The sequence below is a fragment of the Kineococcus esterisolvens genome (assembly GCF_050871405.1).
GTDB lineage: Bacteria > Actinomycetota > Actinomycetes > Actinomycetales > Kineococcaceae > Kineococcus.
Map to the genome: position 1 here is coordinate 34,168 of NZ_JBJLRI010000009.1, position 16,531 is coordinate 50,698.

The 16,531-nt window shown below is 74.6% G+C and carries 16 protein-coding genes; 7 read left to right on the plus strand and 9 right to left on the minus strand.

Translation table 11 applies throughout. The annotated features are described in order from the left end of the window. Window positions 1–3: 3 nt before the first annotated feature. Window positions 4–1,818 carry a DUF5605 domain-containing protein gene (locus tag ACRYR8_RS05295; protein WP_432483036.1) on the plus strand — a complete coding sequence of 605 codons (1,815 nt, stop codon included), beginning with the start codon at window positions 4–6 and terminating at the stop codon, window positions 1,816–1,818. Next, the gene (locus tag ACRYR8_RS05300; RefSeq protein ID WP_432483037.1) at window positions 1,818–2,663 is read left to right on the plus strand and encodes a nucleoside hydrolase; all 846 of its coding nucleotides are present in this window, start codon (window positions 1,818–1,820) and stop codon (window positions 2,661–2,663) included. The genes ACRYR8_RS05295 and ACRYR8_RS05300 overlap by 1 nt, the downstream gene beginning before the upstream one ends. Window positions 2,664–2,690: 27 nt before the next feature. Here the strand turns inward: ACRYR8_RS05300 and ACRYR8_RS05305 are convergent, their stop codons facing one another. Further along, on the minus strand, window positions 2,691–3,194 hold the full coding sequence (locus ACRYR8_RS05305) for a DUF4383 domain-containing protein (protein ID WP_432483038.1): 504 nt from the start codon (window positions 3,192–3,194) through the stop codon (window positions 2,691–2,693). 143 nt (window positions 3,195–3,337) lie between these two features. On the opposite strand from ACRYR8_RS05305, the gene ACRYR8_RS05310 reads away from it, so the two are divergent. From ACRYR8_RS05310 to ACRYR8_RS05320, 3 genes are read left to right on the plus strand one after another with little or no spacing between them, the layout of a single operon-like run. Then, the gene (locus ACRYR8_RS05310) at window positions 3,338–4,138 is read left to right on the plus strand and encodes an ABC transporter permease (RefSeq protein WP_432483039.1); all 801 of its coding nucleotides are present in this window, start codon (window positions 3,338–3,340) and stop codon (window positions 4,136–4,138) included. Next, complete coding sequence (locus ACRYR8_RS05315; protein ID WP_432483040.1) at window positions 4,131–4,955, plus strand: ABC transporter permease; 825 nt, start codon at window positions 4,131–4,133, stop codon at window positions 4,953–4,955. The genes ACRYR8_RS05310 and ACRYR8_RS05315 overlap by 8 nt, the downstream gene beginning before the upstream one ends. Beyond that, complete coding sequence (locus tag ACRYR8_RS05320; RefSeq protein WP_432483041.1) at window positions 4,952–5,944, plus strand: ABC transporter ATP-binding protein; 993 nt, start codon at window positions 4,952–4,954, stop codon at window positions 5,942–5,944. Before ACRYR8_RS05315 ends, ACRYR8_RS05320 begins: the two co-directional genes overlap by 4 nt. Window positions 5,945–5,969: 25 nt before the next feature. Here ACRYR8_RS05320 and ACRYR8_RS05325 read toward each other — a convergent pair whose 3' ends face one another. The 8 genes from ACRYR8_RS05325 to ACRYR8_RS05360 form a co-directional block, all read right to left on the minus strand. After that, complete coding sequence (locus ACRYR8_RS05325; RefSeq protein WP_432483042.1) at window positions 5,970–6,248, minus strand: YciI family protein; 279 nt, start codon at window positions 6,246–6,248, stop codon at window positions 5,970–5,972. 40 nt (window positions 6,249–6,288) lie between these two features. Continuing rightward, entirely contained in the window at window positions 6,289–7,368 is a 1,080-nt protein-coding gene (locus ACRYR8_RS05330; protein WP_432483082.1) for an amidoligase family protein, read from the minus strand. Beyond that, a complete protein-coding gene (locus ACRYR8_RS05335; RefSeq protein WP_432483043.1) occupies window positions 7,365–8,219 on the minus strand; it encodes a hypothetical protein in 855 nt (284 codons plus the stop codon). Before ACRYR8_RS05335 ends, ACRYR8_RS05330 begins: the two co-directional genes overlap by 4 nt. Further along, window positions 8,216–8,710 carry a SigE family RNA polymerase sigma factor gene (locus tag ACRYR8_RS05340; RefSeq protein WP_432483044.1) on the minus strand — a complete coding sequence of 165 codons (495 nt, stop codon included), beginning with the start codon at window positions 8,708–8,710 and terminating at the stop codon, window positions 8,216–8,218. Before ACRYR8_RS05340 ends, ACRYR8_RS05335 begins: the two co-directional genes overlap by 4 nt. A 166-nt stretch (window positions 8,711–8,876) precedes the next feature. Further along, window positions 8,877–9,815 carry a carbohydrate ABC transporter permease gene (locus ACRYR8_RS05345; protein WP_432483045.1) on the minus strand — a complete coding sequence of 313 codons (939 nt, stop codon included), beginning with the start codon at window positions 9,813–9,815 and terminating at the stop codon, window positions 8,877–8,879. A 10-nt stretch (window positions 9,816–9,825) separates the two neighbouring features. Next, window positions 9,826–10,776: a carbohydrate ABC transporter permease gene (locus ACRYR8_RS05350; RefSeq protein WP_432483046.1), complete on the minus strand. Its 951-nt coding sequence runs from the start codon at window positions 10,774–10,776 to the stop codon at window positions 9,826–9,828. Beyond that, the gene (locus tag ACRYR8_RS05355) at window positions 10,773–12,086 is read right to left on the minus strand and encodes an ABC transporter substrate-binding protein (RefSeq protein ID WP_432483047.1); all 1,314 of its coding nucleotides are present in this window, start codon (window positions 12,084–12,086) and stop codon (window positions 10,773–10,775) included. Before ACRYR8_RS05355 ends, ACRYR8_RS05350 begins: the two co-directional genes overlap by 4 nt. Before the next feature lie 36 nt (window positions 12,087–12,122). Beyond that, window positions 12,123–14,078 (minus strand): glycoside hydrolase family 127 protein, encoded by a 1,956-nt coding sequence (locus tag ACRYR8_RS05360; RefSeq protein ID WP_432483048.1) that lies wholly within the window; start codon window positions 14,076–14,078, stop codon window positions 12,123–12,125. 155 nt (window positions 14,079–14,233) lie between these two features. On the opposite strand from ACRYR8_RS05360, the gene ACRYR8_RS05365 reads away from it, so the two are divergent. Together ACRYR8_RS05365 and ACRYR8_RS05370 are read left to right on the plus strand one after the other, a co-directional pair. Further along, window positions 14,234–15,250 (plus strand): LacI family DNA-binding transcriptional regulator, encoded by a 1,017-nt coding sequence (locus tag ACRYR8_RS05365; protein WP_432483049.1) that lies wholly within the window; start codon window positions 14,234–14,236, stop codon window positions 15,248–15,250. Continuing rightward, window positions 15,247–16,389 carry a Gfo/Idh/MocA family oxidoreductase gene (locus ACRYR8_RS05370; protein WP_432483050.1) on the plus strand — a complete coding sequence of 381 codons (1,143 nt, stop codon included), beginning with the start codon at window positions 15,247–15,249 and terminating at the stop codon, window positions 16,387–16,389. Before ACRYR8_RS05365 ends, ACRYR8_RS05370 begins: the two co-directional genes overlap by 4 nt. Window positions 16,390–16,531: the final 142 nt, after the last annotated feature.

A 16,531-nucleotide genomic window follows, 5' to 3' on the forward strand; every position in this document is an offset into this window, starting at 1 on the left:
CCCATGAGCCGCACCGACAACGCCTTCGACCGCGACACGCCCCTGCTGGAGGTCCTGCGCTCACCCGCCGGGGACGAAGTGGTGCGCCGGCTCGCACCGGCGGTGGTCGAGTCACCGCTACTGCACACCTACCAGAGCTACCCGATCGGGCTGATCCTGGACACCGAACAGACCCTGAGCCCGCAGGTGCGCGAGCAGGCGCTGGCCGAGCTGGCAGCCCTCGGCACCGCACCGCCCGGTGGTGCGGACGGTGCTGATGAGGGCGTCCAGGCGGTCGGCGCCGAGCGACCGGAGGTGCCCGCACCCACACGCCGCTACGAACCCGCCGACGTGCAGCCCGGCTCGGCCGCCGTCAGCGCCCCGGACAGCGTGGGCGTGTGGGAGCGCTTCGAGGTCGAGATGCGAGGGCCCTCCCACGGCAACCCCTTCACCGACGTGGAGCTGACAGCCCGCTTCTTCGGACCCGACGGCACCAGCTGCGACGTCCTGGGCTTCTACGACGGCGACGGCCGCTACCTGCTCCGGTTCCTGCCGCACGGCGCCGGACCGTGGCGCTTCGAGACGACGAGCAACGCCCGCTCCCTCGACGGTGTGCGCGGCGACCTGCAGGTGCGGCCGGGTCCGCGGCGGGGCCCGGTGCGCGTGGCGGATCAGCACCACTTCCGCTACGCCGACGGCAGCAGGTACCTGCCCATCGGCACCACCTGCTACGCGTGGACGCACCAGGACGAGCAGCTGCAGGAGCTGACGCTGCGCACGCTGGCCACCTCCCCGTTCAACAAGGTGCGCATGTGCCTGTTCCCCAAGTCCTACACCTTCAACACCGACGAACCGGCCCGCTACCCCTTCGCCCGCGGTGAGGACGGCGGCTGGGACCCCACGCGGTTCGACAGCACCTACTGGGCGCACCTGGAGCAGCGCATCGACCAGCTCGAGGCGCTGGGCGTCGAAGCCGACCTCATCCTCTTCCACGCCTACGACCGCTGGGGCTTCTCCACCATGGACAGCGCCACCGACGACCGCTACGTGCGCTACGCCGTCGCCCGGCTGTCGTCCTTCCGCAACGTGTGGTGGTCGCTGGCCAACGAGTTCGACCTGCTGCACACCAAGACCGAGGACGACTGGGAACGTTGGGCGACGATCATCCGCCGCTGGGACGCCACCGACCACCTGCGCTCCATTCACAACTGCCGCGAGGTCTACGACCACTCCCGGCCCTGGATCACGCACGTGAGCATGCAGCGCACCGACGTCTACCGGACCGCGGAGAACGTCACCGACTGGCGCACCATCTGGGGCAAACCGGTGGTCGTGGACGAGTGCGCCTACGAGGGCGACATCGATCAGGGCTGGGGCGACATCGACGGGGAGGAGATGACCCGCCGGTTCTGGGAGGGCGCCCTGCGCGGTGGCTACGTCGGGCACGGGGAGACCTACCTCGACCCCGACGAGGTGCTCTGGTGGGCCAAGGGCGGTGCGCTGCACGGCACGAGCCCGGCACGCATCGCCTTCCTCGCCTCGATCGTCCAGGAGGCGCCCGGCGGTGTGCTGGAACCGCTGCCCCTGTCGTGGGACGCCGTGGCCGCGGGCGTCCCGGAGGAGTACCACCTCGTCTACTTCGGCATCCACAGACCGCGGTTCCGGCGCTTCTTCCTCGACCCGGCCGTCGAGTGGGAGGTCGACGTCATCGACACCTGGAACATGACCGTCGACACGCTGCCGGGCACCCGTTCGGGCAGGTTCGTCGTCGACCTCCCCGGTCGCGCCCACATCGCCGTCCGCCTGCGCGCGGCCCGCAGCACGGGTGGTGCCCGCTGATGCCCACCGAGCCGCTCCGCATCGCCCGCCGTTGCCGCGTGGTCGTCGACAACGACTGGGCCGGCGACCCCGACGGCCTCGTCGCCCTCGCCCACCACCTGCTCTCGCCCGGGCACCGCGTCGAGGCGGTCACCAGCTCCCTGCTCTCACCGGCCTTCGGACCACCGCAGGGTGGCGCAGCGACCGGTGCGGCGCTGGCCACCGAACTCGTCGAGCTGATCGGCAGGGCCGAGCGTCCTCCCGTGCACGCGGGAGTGGACGTACCCGACGACGGTCGCGACGGCCCGACCGACGCTGCCGACGCGATCGTGCGTGCCGCGCGTCGTGACGACCCGCTGACCCTGGTGCTCGTGTGCGGTGGCCCGCTGACCAACGTCGCCGCCGCGCTGCGGCGGGACCCGGGGATCGCCGGACGGATGACGCTTTCGTGGGTCGGGGGCACCCTCGGCGCGGGTCCGGAGTACAACCGGGACACCGACCCCGACGCCGCCGCACAGGTGCTCGCCACCACCGGCCTGGAGCGCTGGCAGTTCCCGGTGGAGACCTACCGGCAGTGCGCGTGGAGCGTGGCCCAGTTGCAGGACGCGCTCGAGGGGTGCGGGGACCTCGGCGCCTGGCTGTGGCGCCGGTACGTGGAGCTCCCCCTCCCGGAGGGTTTCGAGGTCGACGCCGTGTGGCCCCTGGGTGACAGCTGCCCGATCATCGGCACAGCACTGGCAGCGGAGTCCAGCACGTGGGTCGAAGGCGCTGGCGGGACGACGCGCACGTGCACGCGCGTGGACACCGCCCTGCTGTTCGGCGACATGCTCGCCCTGTTCCGCCGCCACACCAGGGCGCTGAGCTGAGACCCCGGCCGGTGCTGCAGCGCCGGCTCACTGCACGTCGCCGCCGGCGGTGGGCCCCGCGTACGTCTGCGCGGTGCCCGTGGACGTGCGGCGCGGCATGAGCAGCCCCAGCAGGACCATGCCGGCGCCGAGGCCCAGGTGCAGCCAGTCGTCGGCGGCGTTCAACGGCACGAAGTTCGCCCGGGCGTCCTGCGCGACGACGAGGCCGTAGACCCACAGGCCCAGGTAGGCGGCGCCACCGACGAGCAGGTAGGCCTTCGCGGCGTCCGCCCAGCGGGCCAGGACCACCCCGAGTACGCCGAACAGCAGGTGCAGGAGGTTGTGCAGGACCGACACCTGGAAGACGCCCAGCAGGTGGGCGTGGGAGTCCGGGCCCGCCCAGCCGAGCTGCCCGTAGTCGGTGGTGATCCCCGGGACGAAGCCGAGGACACCCACCACGAGGAACGCGACCCCCACGAGCAGGGACGTCAGCGAGACGGGGGAGCGCTTGACGGACAGGCGGGACGACGTCGAGGTCCTGGTGCTGCTCACGGGCAACCCCTCCTGGATCGGGCGCGGAGCCTTCGCGATGGGCCCGTGGGTTCGACCCCTCCACTCCCACGGTAGGCGTCCGGGGCGCGGCGGCAAGGCGAACCGCTGACCGGGACCGGGTGCCGCCGCTAGTGTCGGCGCCCGTGCCGGTGACCGCCTACCCCGTCCTGGTGGTCGCCGGGTTCCGCCGCTACTCCGCCTACCGCGCCGCGACGGCGGCCGGTGCGCTGGCGAACACGGTCTTCGGCGCGGTGAAGGCCGCGGTGCTCACCGGGACCGTGGTCGCCGCCGGTGGCAGCGTCGCCGGGTACGGCGTCGCGCAGGCCGCGACGTTCGCCTGGCTCAGCCAGGCGCTGCTCGCCCCCCTGGCGGTCTTCGCCGACGACCGGCTGGCCCGGCGGGTGCGCACCGGCGACATCGCCGTGGACCTCGCCCGTCCCGTGGACCCCCAGCTGGCCGCCTGGGCGGACGACCTGGGGCGCGCCGCGTTCCAGCTGCTGCCGCGCGGCCTGCCGCCGCTGACCGTGGGCGCGCTGAGCACCGGCCTGACGCTGCCGGGGGAACCCGCCGGGTACCTGCTGGGGGCGCTGTCCCTGGTGCTGGGGGTGTCGATCTCCTTCGCGCTGCGCTGGGCCGTCGGCCTCACCGCGTTCTGGCTGGTGGACGTCCGCGGCGTCCTGCTGCTGTACACGGTGTGCGCGACCGTCCTGACGGGCCTCGCGGTACCCGTGGCGTGGTTCCCGCCGTGGCTGGCGACCCTGGCGGCGGCCACCCCGTTCCCCTCCCTGCTGCAGGCGCCCGCCGACGTGCTCACCGGCGTGGTCACCGGGACGGCTGCGCTGGGCATGGTGGCCGTGCAGGTGGCGTGGCTGGCGGGGCTCGTCCTGCTGGGCCGGGTGCTGCTCGCCGCCGGCTCGCGGCAGCTGGTGGTGCAGGGTGGCTGAGGAGGTGGTCGAGCACCGGGCCGCGCTCGCGGCGCACCGGGCGGTGCTGGCCTCCCGGGTGCGGGCGCAGCTGACGTACCGCACGTCGTTCGCGGCGGACGTGCTGGCGAACGTCGGGGTGGGGGTCAGCGAGTTCGCCACCCTGTACGTCGTGTTCTCCCGCGTCGACTCCCTGGGCGGGCTGGACCTGTGGCGGGCCGCGCTGGTGTTCGCACTGGCGAACCTCGCGTTCGCGTTCGCGGACCTGCTCGTCGGGCACCTCGACGAACTGCCCCGGCACGTGCGGGAGGGGACCCTGGACGCGTTCCTGCTGCGCCCGCTGCCGCTGCTGGCGCAGCTGGCCACCTCGGAGGTGTCGCTGCGGCGGCTGGGCCGCGCGGCGGTGGCGCTGGTCGTCCTGGTCGTCGCGCTGCCGCGGGCGGACGTGGAGCCCTCCGCCGCCGCCGTCTGGCTGCTGGCCTCCTCCGTGCTGGGCGGCACCGCGGTGTTCTCGGCCCTGTTCGTCGCCGCCGGCGCCCTGCAGTTCTGGCTCGTGGAGGGCCGTGAGGCGGCGAACGCCTTCACCTACGGCGGCGCGAACGCCGCCCAGAACCCCGCCTCCCTGTACCCGGGACCGCTGCGGTGGACGTTCACCTACCTGGTGCCGGCGAGCTTCGTGGCCTACCTGCCGGTGCTCGCGCTGACCGGGCAGCCCGGCCCCGCGGGCCTGCCGTCGTGGCTGGGGTGGTGCACACCGCCGGCGGCGGCCCCGGTGTGGGCGGTGGCGCTGCTGCTGTGGCGCGGCGGGGTGCGCCGGTACACGGGTGCCGGCTCGTGAACGGGCCCTCGCACGGGCCGGGAGGACCCGCGCTGGAGGTGCGGGACCTGGTGCGCGAGTACGTCCTGCGGGTGAGCGCGGGGCGCCTGCGCCGCCGCCGCCACGTCGTGCGCGCCGTGGACGGGCTGTCCCTGCGGGTGGAGCGCGGCGAGTCGGTCGGGTTCATCGGCGCCAACGGAGCCGGCAAGTCCACCACGGTGAAGCTGCTCACCGGCATCCTCGTGCCCACCTCCGGCACCGTGCGCACGTGCGGCATGGACCCCGCCGCGCAGCGCCGGGACCTCGCCCGGCGCATCGGCGTGGTGTTCGGCCAGCGCAGCCAGCTGTGGTGGGACCTGCCGCTGGCCGAGTCGTTCCGTCTGCTCGCCGCGATCCACGGCCTGCCCGCTGCACGCCGCCGGGCGCGCCTGGACGACCTCGTCGAACGGCTGGACCTCGCCGCGTTCCTGCCCACGCCCGTGCGGCAGCTCTCGCTCGGGCAGCGGATGCGCGGGGAGGTCGCCGCGGCGCTGCTGCACTCCCCCGAGCTGCTCCTGCTGGACGAACCCACCATCGGCCTGGACGTCCTCTCCAGCGAACGGCTGCGGCGCTTCCTGCGCAGCGAGCGCGAGACGCACGGCACGACGCTGCTGCTGACGACCCACGACACGGGCGACGTGCAGCGGCTGTGCGACCGCGTGCTGGTGGTGGACTCCGGGCGCCTCGCCTACGACGGGGACCTGCCCGGCCTGGCGCGCCGCGTCGGCGCCCGCCGCGTCCTGGTGGTGGACCTGCGCGAGCCCGTCCCCCCGCTGCACGTGCCCGGCGCGGACCTGGTGGCGGTGGAGGCGGAGGGCCTGCGCCAGCGCCTGGCGTTCGACCCCACCGCCACCACCGCCGCCGAGGTCCTCGCCGGCGTCTCGCGGCTGGCGGAGGTGCGGGACCTGTCCGTGGAGGAACCCGACGTCGCCGACGTCGTGCGGCAGCTGTACGCGTCCGCGCGCCGCTGACGCCGGGTCCGTGGCGTCCCCCCGGTCAGAGGGAACCGGCGAGGCGCCCCAGGACCGGGTTCCAGCCGACGACGCGGCGCTCGGCGACGATCCCGCCGGTGGTGAAGGGGTCCTCGTCCAGCAGCGCCTCCACGGCGGCCGCGTCGTCCGCCTCGAACACGAGGACGGCGCCGTCGGCGTCGGTGGGCCCGGACAGCACCAGGCGCTCGCCCAGCCCGGCGAGCCACTCGCGGTGCACGGGGCGCACCTCGTCGCGGGCGGTGGTGTCCGGCGTGTAGGCGTAGGTGGCGACGAAGTACGGCACGGGGGTTCCCCTCCTGCGGCGGCGGTTGTCGCCCAGGACGCTACCGCCGCACGGGCACGGGCCCGGCGAGGGCCAGCAGCGCGGCGGCCGCCTCCGCCCCGTCCCCGGGGGCCGGAGGCAGCGGTTCCCCGGAGCAGAACCGCTCCAGCAGCGCCTCGACGAGCGCGGCCCGCCGCACGATCGCCCGGCCGTCGGCACAGCCCGGCAGGACCCGCACCTCCAGCGTCGGCGGGCCCGGCCGCACCCCGAGCACGTGGGTGAGGTTCACGTCGCGGAACTTCGAGACGCCCGTGGCGGCCGCGGCGTCGCGCAGCTCCTCCCAGCCGGCCCACTCCCGCTCCGCCAGGGCCACCAGCTCCGGCGGCAGCGGGCCCAGGCGCCGGCAGGCGGGGTTGGTGCCCAGCAGGAGCCGCAGCCCGGGTCCCCACGGCCCGAACAGCCGCAGCACGCCCCGGAAGACGTCGACGTCGCGGAACGGCGCCGCGTCCAGGTGCAGGTGCACCGCCGCCTCGGCGGGCACGGTGAGACCCAGTTCGCGCGCCGGCGCCAGCAGCGCCTCCAGCGCGTCCAGGTGGTCGACCTCCAGCGGAGGGGTGATCACCTCGCAGGGGCGTTCGCGCTCGCCCGGCAGCGGCGCCGCCATCGCCACGCTCGCCCCCGCACCGTCGTCGACGCGGAACACCGCCCCCACCGCGGCGACCCGCGTGCCGAACAGCTCCGCCACCGGTTGCAGCACCGAGCCGATCCTCTCCGCCGGGTCGGCGTGCGCGGCGACCAGGCGCAGCAGGCGCGCGTCGTCGGTCAGCACCCGGTACCAGCCCGGCAGCGGCGCGGCCGAGGGGTCCAGGTCCTGCACGATCGTGGTGTCGTCCACCAGGCGGCACAGGACCGCGCCGTCCGCACCGAGGACCTCGAAACCCGGCGTCAGGTGCCAGAACCGCTCGACGCCCGCCGTCGCCGACGTCTCGCTGTCGGCGTGGAACACCGGGCGCACCGAGCCGCCGCACCGGCGGGCCAGCTCGTCGGCCAGGTGCCGACGGCTGGACCCGCGCGGTGCGAGCAGCTCCACCTCCACCCCGGTGCGCCGGCGCAGGACCGGCTCGCCGCTGGAGGTGCTCAGGGCTGCACCGGCAGCGTCCCACCGGCCAGCAGGCGCTCCCCGGCCAGCGCCTTCGCCTCCCAGGCGTCCACGTTCCACGCCTCCCCCAGCTCGACGGCGTCGTCGTAGTCGTACCCGGCCGCGAAGAACGCGTCCCGCTGCGGAGCCCGGTCGTCCGCCGGCACGGCCGGCTGCTCGGCGGGCTGCTCAACGGGCTGCTCGACGGGCTCGAACGGCAGCCCTTCGCCGGCCAGCAGGTGGGCCCCCGCGGTCGTCTTGGCCTCCGCGGGCTCGACGTTCCACAGCCGCCCCAGCTCCACGGCGTCGGCGTAGCCGTACCCGGCCCCGAAGTACGCCACGAGCTCCGGGTCCGTCGGCTCGACGACGTACGGCTCGCCGCTGGGCTCGAGCGGGACCGGCCGGCCCGCGAGCAGGTCCGCACCGGCGGTCGCCTTGGCCTCACCGGGCTCGACGTTCCACGCCTTCGACAGCTCCACGGCGTCGTCGTAGTCGTACCCGGCCGCGAAGTAGGCCTCCAGGGCCCTGGCCCGCTCCACCGCGGCGCGCGCCGCCTCCTGCCGGGCCTCCTGCCCGCCGGGCTCGGCGGTCGGGGCCGCTCCGGTCCGCGCGGAAGGCGCTCCCACCGCCGCCGGGGACACCGCCGGTGACCCCGGCCGGGGCCAGCCGGTCCAGGAGGCCACGCCCACCGCTCCCACCGCCGCCGCGGTGGCGGGGGCCACCAGCAGCGCGCGACGCCGGCTCGCCCGCCGCCGCCCTCCCCGGCGCGCCGCGGCGGGCAGCCACGGCGGCGTCTCGACACCCTGCACGGCGGCCGCCATCTCGCGCCGCAACCGTTCCTCGACCTCGTTCACCACCGGCTCATCGCCTCCTCGTCAGCGCTCATGAGCTCGCGCAACCGCGCCAGGCCCTTGGAGGCCTGGCTCTTGACGGTCCCGCGCGAGATGTCCAGCTCGTCCGCGATGCGCTCCTCGGACCAGTCCTCGAAGTAGCGCAGGACGATGACGGCCCGCTGCCGCGGCGGCAGCTTCCGCAGGTGGTCCACCACGTCCGCGCGCACCGCCCGGTCCGCGGCGCCGTCGGCGACGGCACGTCCGTGCCAGCCCTGCAGCTCCACCTCCCGCGGGCGCCGCCCCACCCGCCGCCACCGGTCGGTGACGGCGCGCGTCATCGCCGTGCGGGTGTACGCGTGGGGGTCCTCGATGCTGCGCCAGCGCACGTACGCGCGCTCAAGGACGTCCTGCACCAGGTCCTCGGCCGCGGCCCGGTCACCCGTGAGCAGCAGCGCGGTCCGCAGGAGCCGGCCGCCGCCCGCGGCGACGAACTCCTCGAACGACCCCTCCACGGCCCCTCCTCACGACGACTGCCCTTCAAGACGCCGCAGGCACCGGCCAGGTTGCCTCCCCGCCGAAGCCCCCGCGGAAGTCCCCACCACGAGAGCACCCCCGCGGTGATCGAGGAAGTGGCTGCTTCCTCGATCACCGCGGGGGTGGGCGGGGCGGGTGGACGGGTCAGCCCTTGACGGCGCCGGAGGCGAGACCGGCGACGTAGAAGCGCTGCAGGGCCACGTAGAGGATCACGCACGGGACCATCGCCACGACCGCACCTGCGACGAGGTAGCCGAAGTTCACCGCCCCGTAGGCACCCGACTGCAGGTTCACCAGCGACAGCGGCAGGGTGTACTTGCGGTCGTCCGTGAGGAAGGTCAGCGCCCCCAGGAACTCCGTCCAGGACGCCAGGAAGGCGTACAGGGCGCTGGTGGCGATGCCGGGCACGAGCATCGGGCGCAGCACCGAGGTCAGCGTGCGCAGCGTCCCGGCGCCGTCGACGTGCGCGGAGTCCTCGATCTCGGCGGGGATCGACTCGAAGGCGTTGCGCATGACGAACACGCCGAACGGCAGGTTCACGGTGGAGTAGAAGAGGACCAGGCCGAGCCGGGAGTCGGTCAGGCCCATGGCGTTCATCTGCAGGTACAGCGGCGTGATGATCGCCTGGAAGGGGACCATCATGGTCACGACGACCAGGCCGAACAGGGTGTTGCGGCCGCGGAAGCCGAACCGGCCGAACCCGTAGCCGGCGAGGGTGGCCAGGAAGGCCGTCAGCAGCGCCGTGGCGATCGACACGACGAGGCTGTTGCCGACCGAGCGCAGGATGTCGGCGTTCCCGCTGAACAGCGCACGGAAGTTCTCCCCCGTGAAGGAGGTCAGCTGTTCCCACGTGGGTGCGGTGGACACGATGGCGTCGTTGGGCTGGAAGGACCGCAGCACGGACCACACCAGCGGGACGAGGAAGACCAGCGTCGCCAGGGTCCCACCGAGGACGTAGAGGGTGATCTTCGTGCGGCTCTCCGCGCGGGACCTGTCCGGGCCCCCGGGGGGGCGGGTGCGGGTCCGGCGCGAGGGGGCGGTGGCCGGTGCGGTGGCGACGGTGGTGGGCACGGTGGTAGACACGACGGCTCCCTCACTCCTTCTCGCGCAGCAGGCGGAACTGGGCGGCGGTGACGAGGCCGATGACGAGCACCAGGACGATCGACAGGGCCGAGGCGGCGCCGAGCTGCAGCTGCACGAAACCGCGCTGGTAGATGTACATGACGACGGTCTGGGTGTCCGTCCCCGGCCCGCCGCGGGTGAGGACGTAGAACTGGGTGAACGCCAGCAGCGAGCCGATGACGGAGATGACCAGGCTCATGGCGATGGTGCGCCGCAGCATGGGCACGGTGATGCTGCGCTCACGCTGCCACCAGCTCGCGCCGTCCATCTCCGCGGACTCGTACACCTCGCGCGGGATGCCCTGCATGCCGCCCATGAGCAGCACCATGGTCAGCCCCGACACCGCCCAGATGATCATCACGCAGATCAGGCCGGTGGCCAGCGGGCCGTCCGCCAGCCAGGCCGTCGTCCCGTCGGTGATGCCCAGCCGCTCCAGCACGATGTTCACCGCGCCCGAGCTCGGCTGGGCCTCCAGCACCACGAGGAAGCTGAGCGTGGTCAGCCCGATGACGTAGGGCAGGAAGAAGACCGTGCGGAAGAAGGTGGACCCGCGCCGGTTGGAGCGGACCACCACGGCCAGCGCGTAGCCGACCACCAGGATCGGGAGCGTGACGATCGCCGTGTACAGCAGGGTGTAGCCGACCGACTTCCAGAACACCGGGTCCTGCGCGACGCCGACGTAGTTGCGCAGGCCCGTGAACTCGTAGGAGCCGATGAGCGGCCAGTTCGTCATCGACATGTAGACCGCGAAGACGAGCGGGACGAGCACGAAGACGACGACGAAGGCCAGCGCCGGCAGCACCAGCAGCAGGCCGGTGCGGGTCGGGTGGGTGAGGGAGTTCCCCCGGGAGCTGCTGCCGGCGGCGGCTCGCCGGCCCCGGGCCGGCCGGGTGGCCGTGGCGCGGTCCGCGACGGCGCTCACAGCTGCGCCTGCTCGAGGATGCGGTCGAAGCCCTCCTGGCCGGTGACCAGGGCACCGTCGACGTCGCCGTCGAAGACGGCCTGCCGGAAGGCGGCGATCCAGGGCGAGTCCTGCTGGTTGAACAGCAGGTTGTAGGCGAGGGTCACGGGTGCGTACGCCTCCTCGATCTGTTCCAGCGGGGGCACCGCCAGCGGGTACGTCGAGCGGTACTCCTCGGTCGCCGCGTCCGAGCGCACCGGGATGAAACCGCCCGCGGGCAGGTTCGTCTGCTGCGGCAGGTCCAACGCGAACTTCGCGAACTGCCACGCCCCCGAGGCGTTGGCCGCTCCGCGCGGGATGCACAGGTTGTCGCCGCCGGCGAAGGTCGCCCGGCCGCCGTCCGGCCCGGGCAGCAGCTGCACGCCCGTCTTGGCCTGCATCTCCGGGGAGGCGCCCAGGACCGCGACGGCGTAGTTGGACGGGAACAGCGCGACCGTGCCCTCGGTGAAGGCCGCGCCCCACCGGGCACCGTCGCCGGAGAAGTTGGCCTGCGGCATGAGGCCCTCCTCCCACAGCGTCCGGTAGAACCCGAAGGTGCGCCGGACGGCGTCGTTGCCGAGGATGTTCCCCTGCTGGTCGCCGACCTCGCCGACGACGGTGTGCTCACCGGCGGCCCACACGTGGGGCTGCACGACGAACCCGAGGATGCCCGCGGCGTTGCCGTCGATGGACAGGCCGTAGGACCCGTCACCCAGCTCCCCCACCGCCCGCGCCGCGGTGAGCATGCCGTCCAGGTCGGCGGTGGCGGTCTCGACGTCCACCCCGGCCCGCTCCAGCAGCTCGGTGTTGTAGAAGAGCGCGGAGTTGTCGGCGATGTACGGCACGCCGTAGCGGCGGCCGTCGCGGGTGGCCAGCCCCAGCTGGCCGGGGTTGAGCCGGTCGGCGAAGCCGAGCTGCTCCACCAGCGGGGTGAGGTCGGTGAAGGTGTCCCGGTAGATGAACAGCATCGAGTTGATGTCGTCGATGTCGACGATGTCCGGGACGTTCCCGCCGCGGATGGCCGTGGCGAGCTTCGTGACGTACTGCCCGTCCAGGACGGGTGTCAGCTCGACCCGCACCCGGTCCTGGGAGGCGTTGAAGGCGTCGACGGTCTGCCGGACGCCACCGACGGTGGCCGCCCGGCACCACAGCCGGACGGTGCCGGTGGCGTCCTCGCCGAACCCGGCGGCGGTGACGTCGGGTTCGGGGAGGGTGGAGGCGCAGGAGGGCAGCAGCGCGGTGAGCGCCGCCAGCCCTCCCAGCCCCAGGACGTCCCTGCGGGGAAGCTTCATCGCTGTCCTCCGTCTCGTTGTCCGTAGGGGTCCGCGTCAGGCCCGCGGGAGCCAGACGCGCATGGACCCGACCTCGCGGTTGGCCCAGGCGTAGTACGGGACCGCGGGGACCTCCACGACCTCCTCCTGCGCCTGCTCGGGCGCCTCGTCCCCGGCGGGCCGGTACAGGGGGCCGGCGGCGGCGCCGACGGCCCGGTGCACGGGCAGCCGGAGCACGGACACCCCGCCGAGCAGGTCGGGGCGGTGCTCGGCCCGCGCACCGCGCAGCTCGGCCACCCGCACCCGCACGTCGTCGGCGGTGAGGCCGGCGGGCAGGTCGGGCTGCTCCACGCAGTAGACGAGCGGTCCGCGCTCGACGACGACGGCGCCACGCACGGCGTCGACGCGCGGGTCGGCCTCCAGGACCCGCACGCCCATCGGCAGGACGAGCTCCACGACGTCCCCGGCCGCCCAGGTGCGGCGCGCGCGCAGGTACTGCCCCGCGGTGACGGCGACCTGCTCGCCGGCGACGACGGCGGTGGCACCCCCGGCCCAGCCGGGCACGCGCAGCGCGAGCTCCCACTCCCCCTGGCCGGGTTCGCGGACCTCCACGCGGACGGTGCCGTCCCACGGGTAGTCGGTGCTCACGACCAGCTCGACGGGACCACCGGGCAGGTCCGCGTGCACCGATCCGGTGGCGAACTGGTGCAGCTGCACCCCGTCGGCGGAGGTGGTCGCGACGTAGGCGTCCAGGCTGGACAGGGTGCGCATGATGTTCGGCGGGCAGCAGGCGCAGTCGAACCAGGGGCGGCGGCCGTGCGCGGGGCTGCGCTCCTCGTCGGGGTGGGCGCCGTCGCGCAGCTGCAGCGGGTTCACGTAGAAGTACTCGGTGCCGGCCAGGGAGACGCCGGGCAGGAACGCGTTGTAGAGGGTGCGCTCGACGAGGTCGGCGTAGCGGGTCTCGCCGGTGGCCAGCAGCATCCGCCAGGACCACTGGACGCTGCCGATGGCGGCGCAGCTCTCGGCGTAGGCGCGGTCCGGGCCCAGCTCGTAGTGGTCGCCGAACTGCTCGAAGTCCCAGCGCGCCCCGATGCCGCCGGTCACGTAGGTCTTGGTGGAGGTCATGCCCTCCCACTGCCGGGTGAGCGCGGCGAGCAGCTCGGCGTCGCCGGTCTCGGCCGCGACGTCGGCGGCGCCGGCCGTCAGGTACACCGCGCGCACCGAGTGCCCCTCGACGGTGGTCGCCTCGCGCACCGGCACGCGGTCGGAGAAGTAGGTGGGTTCCTTGCCGTGCCGCTCGATGATGCCGTGGCCGCGGGCGTCGACGAACCACTGCGCGAGGTCCAGGTAGGCGCGGTCCCCGGTCTCCCGGTACAGCTCCACCAGGCCCATCTCGACGACCGGGTGCCCGTCGACCTCCTCGGTCCTGCCGGGGCCGAAGGTGGCGACGAGGTGGTCGGCGAGCTTGACGGCGACGTCGAGCAGGCGGGTCTCGCCGGTGGCGCGGCGGATCGCCACGGCGGCCTGGAAGAGGTGCCCGGCGCAGTAGTGCTCGTGGCTCCACGGCAGGTCGACGTAGCGCGCGCCGTTCCCGCGCACCTGCTGCACGGAGTCGAGGTACCCGTCCTCGGCCTGCGCGGCGGCGACGACGTCGCTGATCTCGCGGATCCAGCCCAGGACCTCCTCGTCGGGCTCGCGGCCGTACTCCCACGCGGCGGCCTCGAGCCACTTGTAGACGTCGGAGTCCATGAAGATCGGCCCGCGCACCTCGCCGGCGGCGGTGCCGGCGGCGATGCGCAGGTTCTGCAGGTTGCCCGCGGTCTCGAGCTTCTCGTAACCGGTGCGGATGGCCTGGCGGCGGTTGGCGTCCTGGCGCTCGTGCCAGAAGCCGCCGGTGATGCGGGCCTCGCCCGAGGGGACCGGGCGCAGCACGACCGCCGCGTCCGCGGTGGGGGCGGCCGGTGCGACCGCCGCCGGGGCGGTGGTGCTGGTGGGGGACGCGGTCGTGGTCATCAGCTCTCCGTCGAGTCGTCCGCCGCTTCCGCCGGAAACGACGGAACACGTTTTCTGCGGCGCACGCTACGACCCCTGGTCGGCACCGTCAAGGGAGGTACAGTCGAGGATCCCCGCTCCGGGTACGGCGCCCGGCGACGACGAGGAGGCGCGGCATGACGGAAACGAGCGTTCCGGGGACGAGCGCCCCACCGCGGATCGTGGACGTCGCCGCCCTCGCGGGCGTCTCCCCCGGCACCGCGTCCAAGGCGCTCAACGGCACCGGGCAGCTGCGCGCCGAGACCCGCGAGCGCGTGCGCCGCGCCGCCGAGCAGCTGGGGTTCACCCCCGACTCGCTGGGTCGCGGGCTGTCCTCGGGGCGCAGCTACACGGTGGGGCTCATCACCACCGACAGCTTCGGCCGCTTCTCCATCCCGGTGATGCTGGGCGCGGAGAACACCCTGGGTGCCGGGGAGATGGTCGTGCTGCTGTGCGACAGCCGCGACGACCCGCTGCGCGAGCAGCACTACCTGCGCACCCTGCTGGCGCGGCGCGTGGACGGGATCATCGTCACCGGCCGGCGGACCGAACCCCGCCCGCCGGTCGCCGCCCCCGACCACCTGCCGGTCGTGTACGCCTTCACCCCCTCGCAGGACCCCGCCGACACGAGCCTCGTGGTGGACCAGGGTGGCGGGGCCGCGGCGGCCGTCCGGCACGTGCTGGACCTGGGCCGGCGCCGCATCGCCCACGTGACCGGGCCGGCCGACCACCACGCGGCCGTGGTGCGCCGCGACGCGGTCGTCGCGGAGGCCGGCGGGCACCTGGTGAGCGAGCCGCTGCACGGTGACTGGAGCGAGCGCTGGGGCCGCCTGGCCGCCGACGTGCTGCTGCGACGCCACCCCGACGTGGACGCGATCACCTGCGGCAGCGACCAGATCGCCCGCGGGGTGTGCGACGGGCTGCGCGACGCCGGGTGCCGCGTCCCCGACGACGTGGCCGTCGTGGGCTTCGACGACTGGGACGTCATCGCCCTGGCCTCGCGCCCGCCGCTGACGACGGTCGCGCTGGGGCTGGAGGCGATGGGGCGCCGGGCGGGGGAACTCCTGCTGGACGCCGTCGCCGGGAACCGGGTCGCCGGGACGACGACGATGCCGACGCGCCTGGTGGTGCGGGCCTCCACGGTGGGCGTGTGAGCGCCGCGGGCCCCGGCGGGCCCGCGCGGTTCGCGCTCGTCGGCACCGGCTACCGCGCGGGCATGCTCCTGCGCCTGGCCCGCCGCCTGCCGCAGCACCTGCACGTCACCGCGGTCCTGTCCCGCGACCCCGGCTCGGCCGGGGAGGTGACCCGCCGCTTCGGGCCGCCGGTCGTGACCGGCACCGAGGGCCTGCTGGCCACGCGCCCGGAGTTCGTCGTCACCACCGCGCCGCCGGCCGCGGGGGCGCGGCTCGTGCCTGAACTGGTGGCCGCCGGTGCGGCCGTGCTGGCCGAGACCCCGCCGGGCGCGGACGTCGCGGCACTGCGGCGGCTGTGGGACGAGGTGGGGGCGAGCGGGCGGGTCCAGGTCGCCGAGCAGTACCCCTCCAACCCCGCGAACGCCGCACGCCTGGAGGTCGTGCGCCGCGGGGTCATCGGCGCGGTGGGCGACGTGCAGGTCTCCTCCACGCAGCTGCACCACGCCGTCGCGCTGGTCCGGGCCTTCACCGGGCTGCGCGCCGAACCGCTGCGCGTCGTGGCGGTGACGCGCACGTCCCCGCTCGCGAACCCCGTGGACCGCGGCGGCTGGACGGGCGACACCGGTACGCACCCCACCACCTCCACGGTCGCCGTCCTGGACGCGGGTGACGGCCGCGGCGGCCTGTACGACTTCACCGAGACGCAGACCCGCAACCCGTTGCGGGCGCGACGGCTGGTGGTGCGCGGCGGACGCGGCGAGATCACCGACGACCGGGTCGTGCGGCTCGTGGACGCGACCACCGTGGTGGAGTCGACGATCGTGCGCCGCCAGACCGGCCTGGCCCAGGACGTGCAGGGCTTCGCCCTGGACCACCTCTCCCTGGACGGGGAAGTGCTGCACCGCAACCCGTTCCCGGGCGAGCGCCTGTCCGACGAGGAGATCGCGGTGGCCACCGTGCTGACCCGCACGGCGGCGTGGGCGCGCGGTGCGGGACCGGCGCCCTACCCGCTGGCGGCCGCGGCCCAGGACCAGCTCGTCGCGGCCGCGATCACCGAGGCGGCCGCGACCGGCCGGGCGGTGACGACGACGCGCGAGGCGTGGGCGGCGGCGCTGGGCCCAGGGGACGACCCGGCCGCTCGGCCGCCCCGCGGGGCGTAGGGCGAGGGCCGCACGTGCGCGACCGGCGCCGTCACGTCGGCGGAGGCGTCGCCGGGACGCCGCACCCGGACGCCGACGCGGTGGCGGCCGATGACTCCGGCGGGCCCGCCCGGTCGTCCCACCTGACCGCACAGCCACCGCG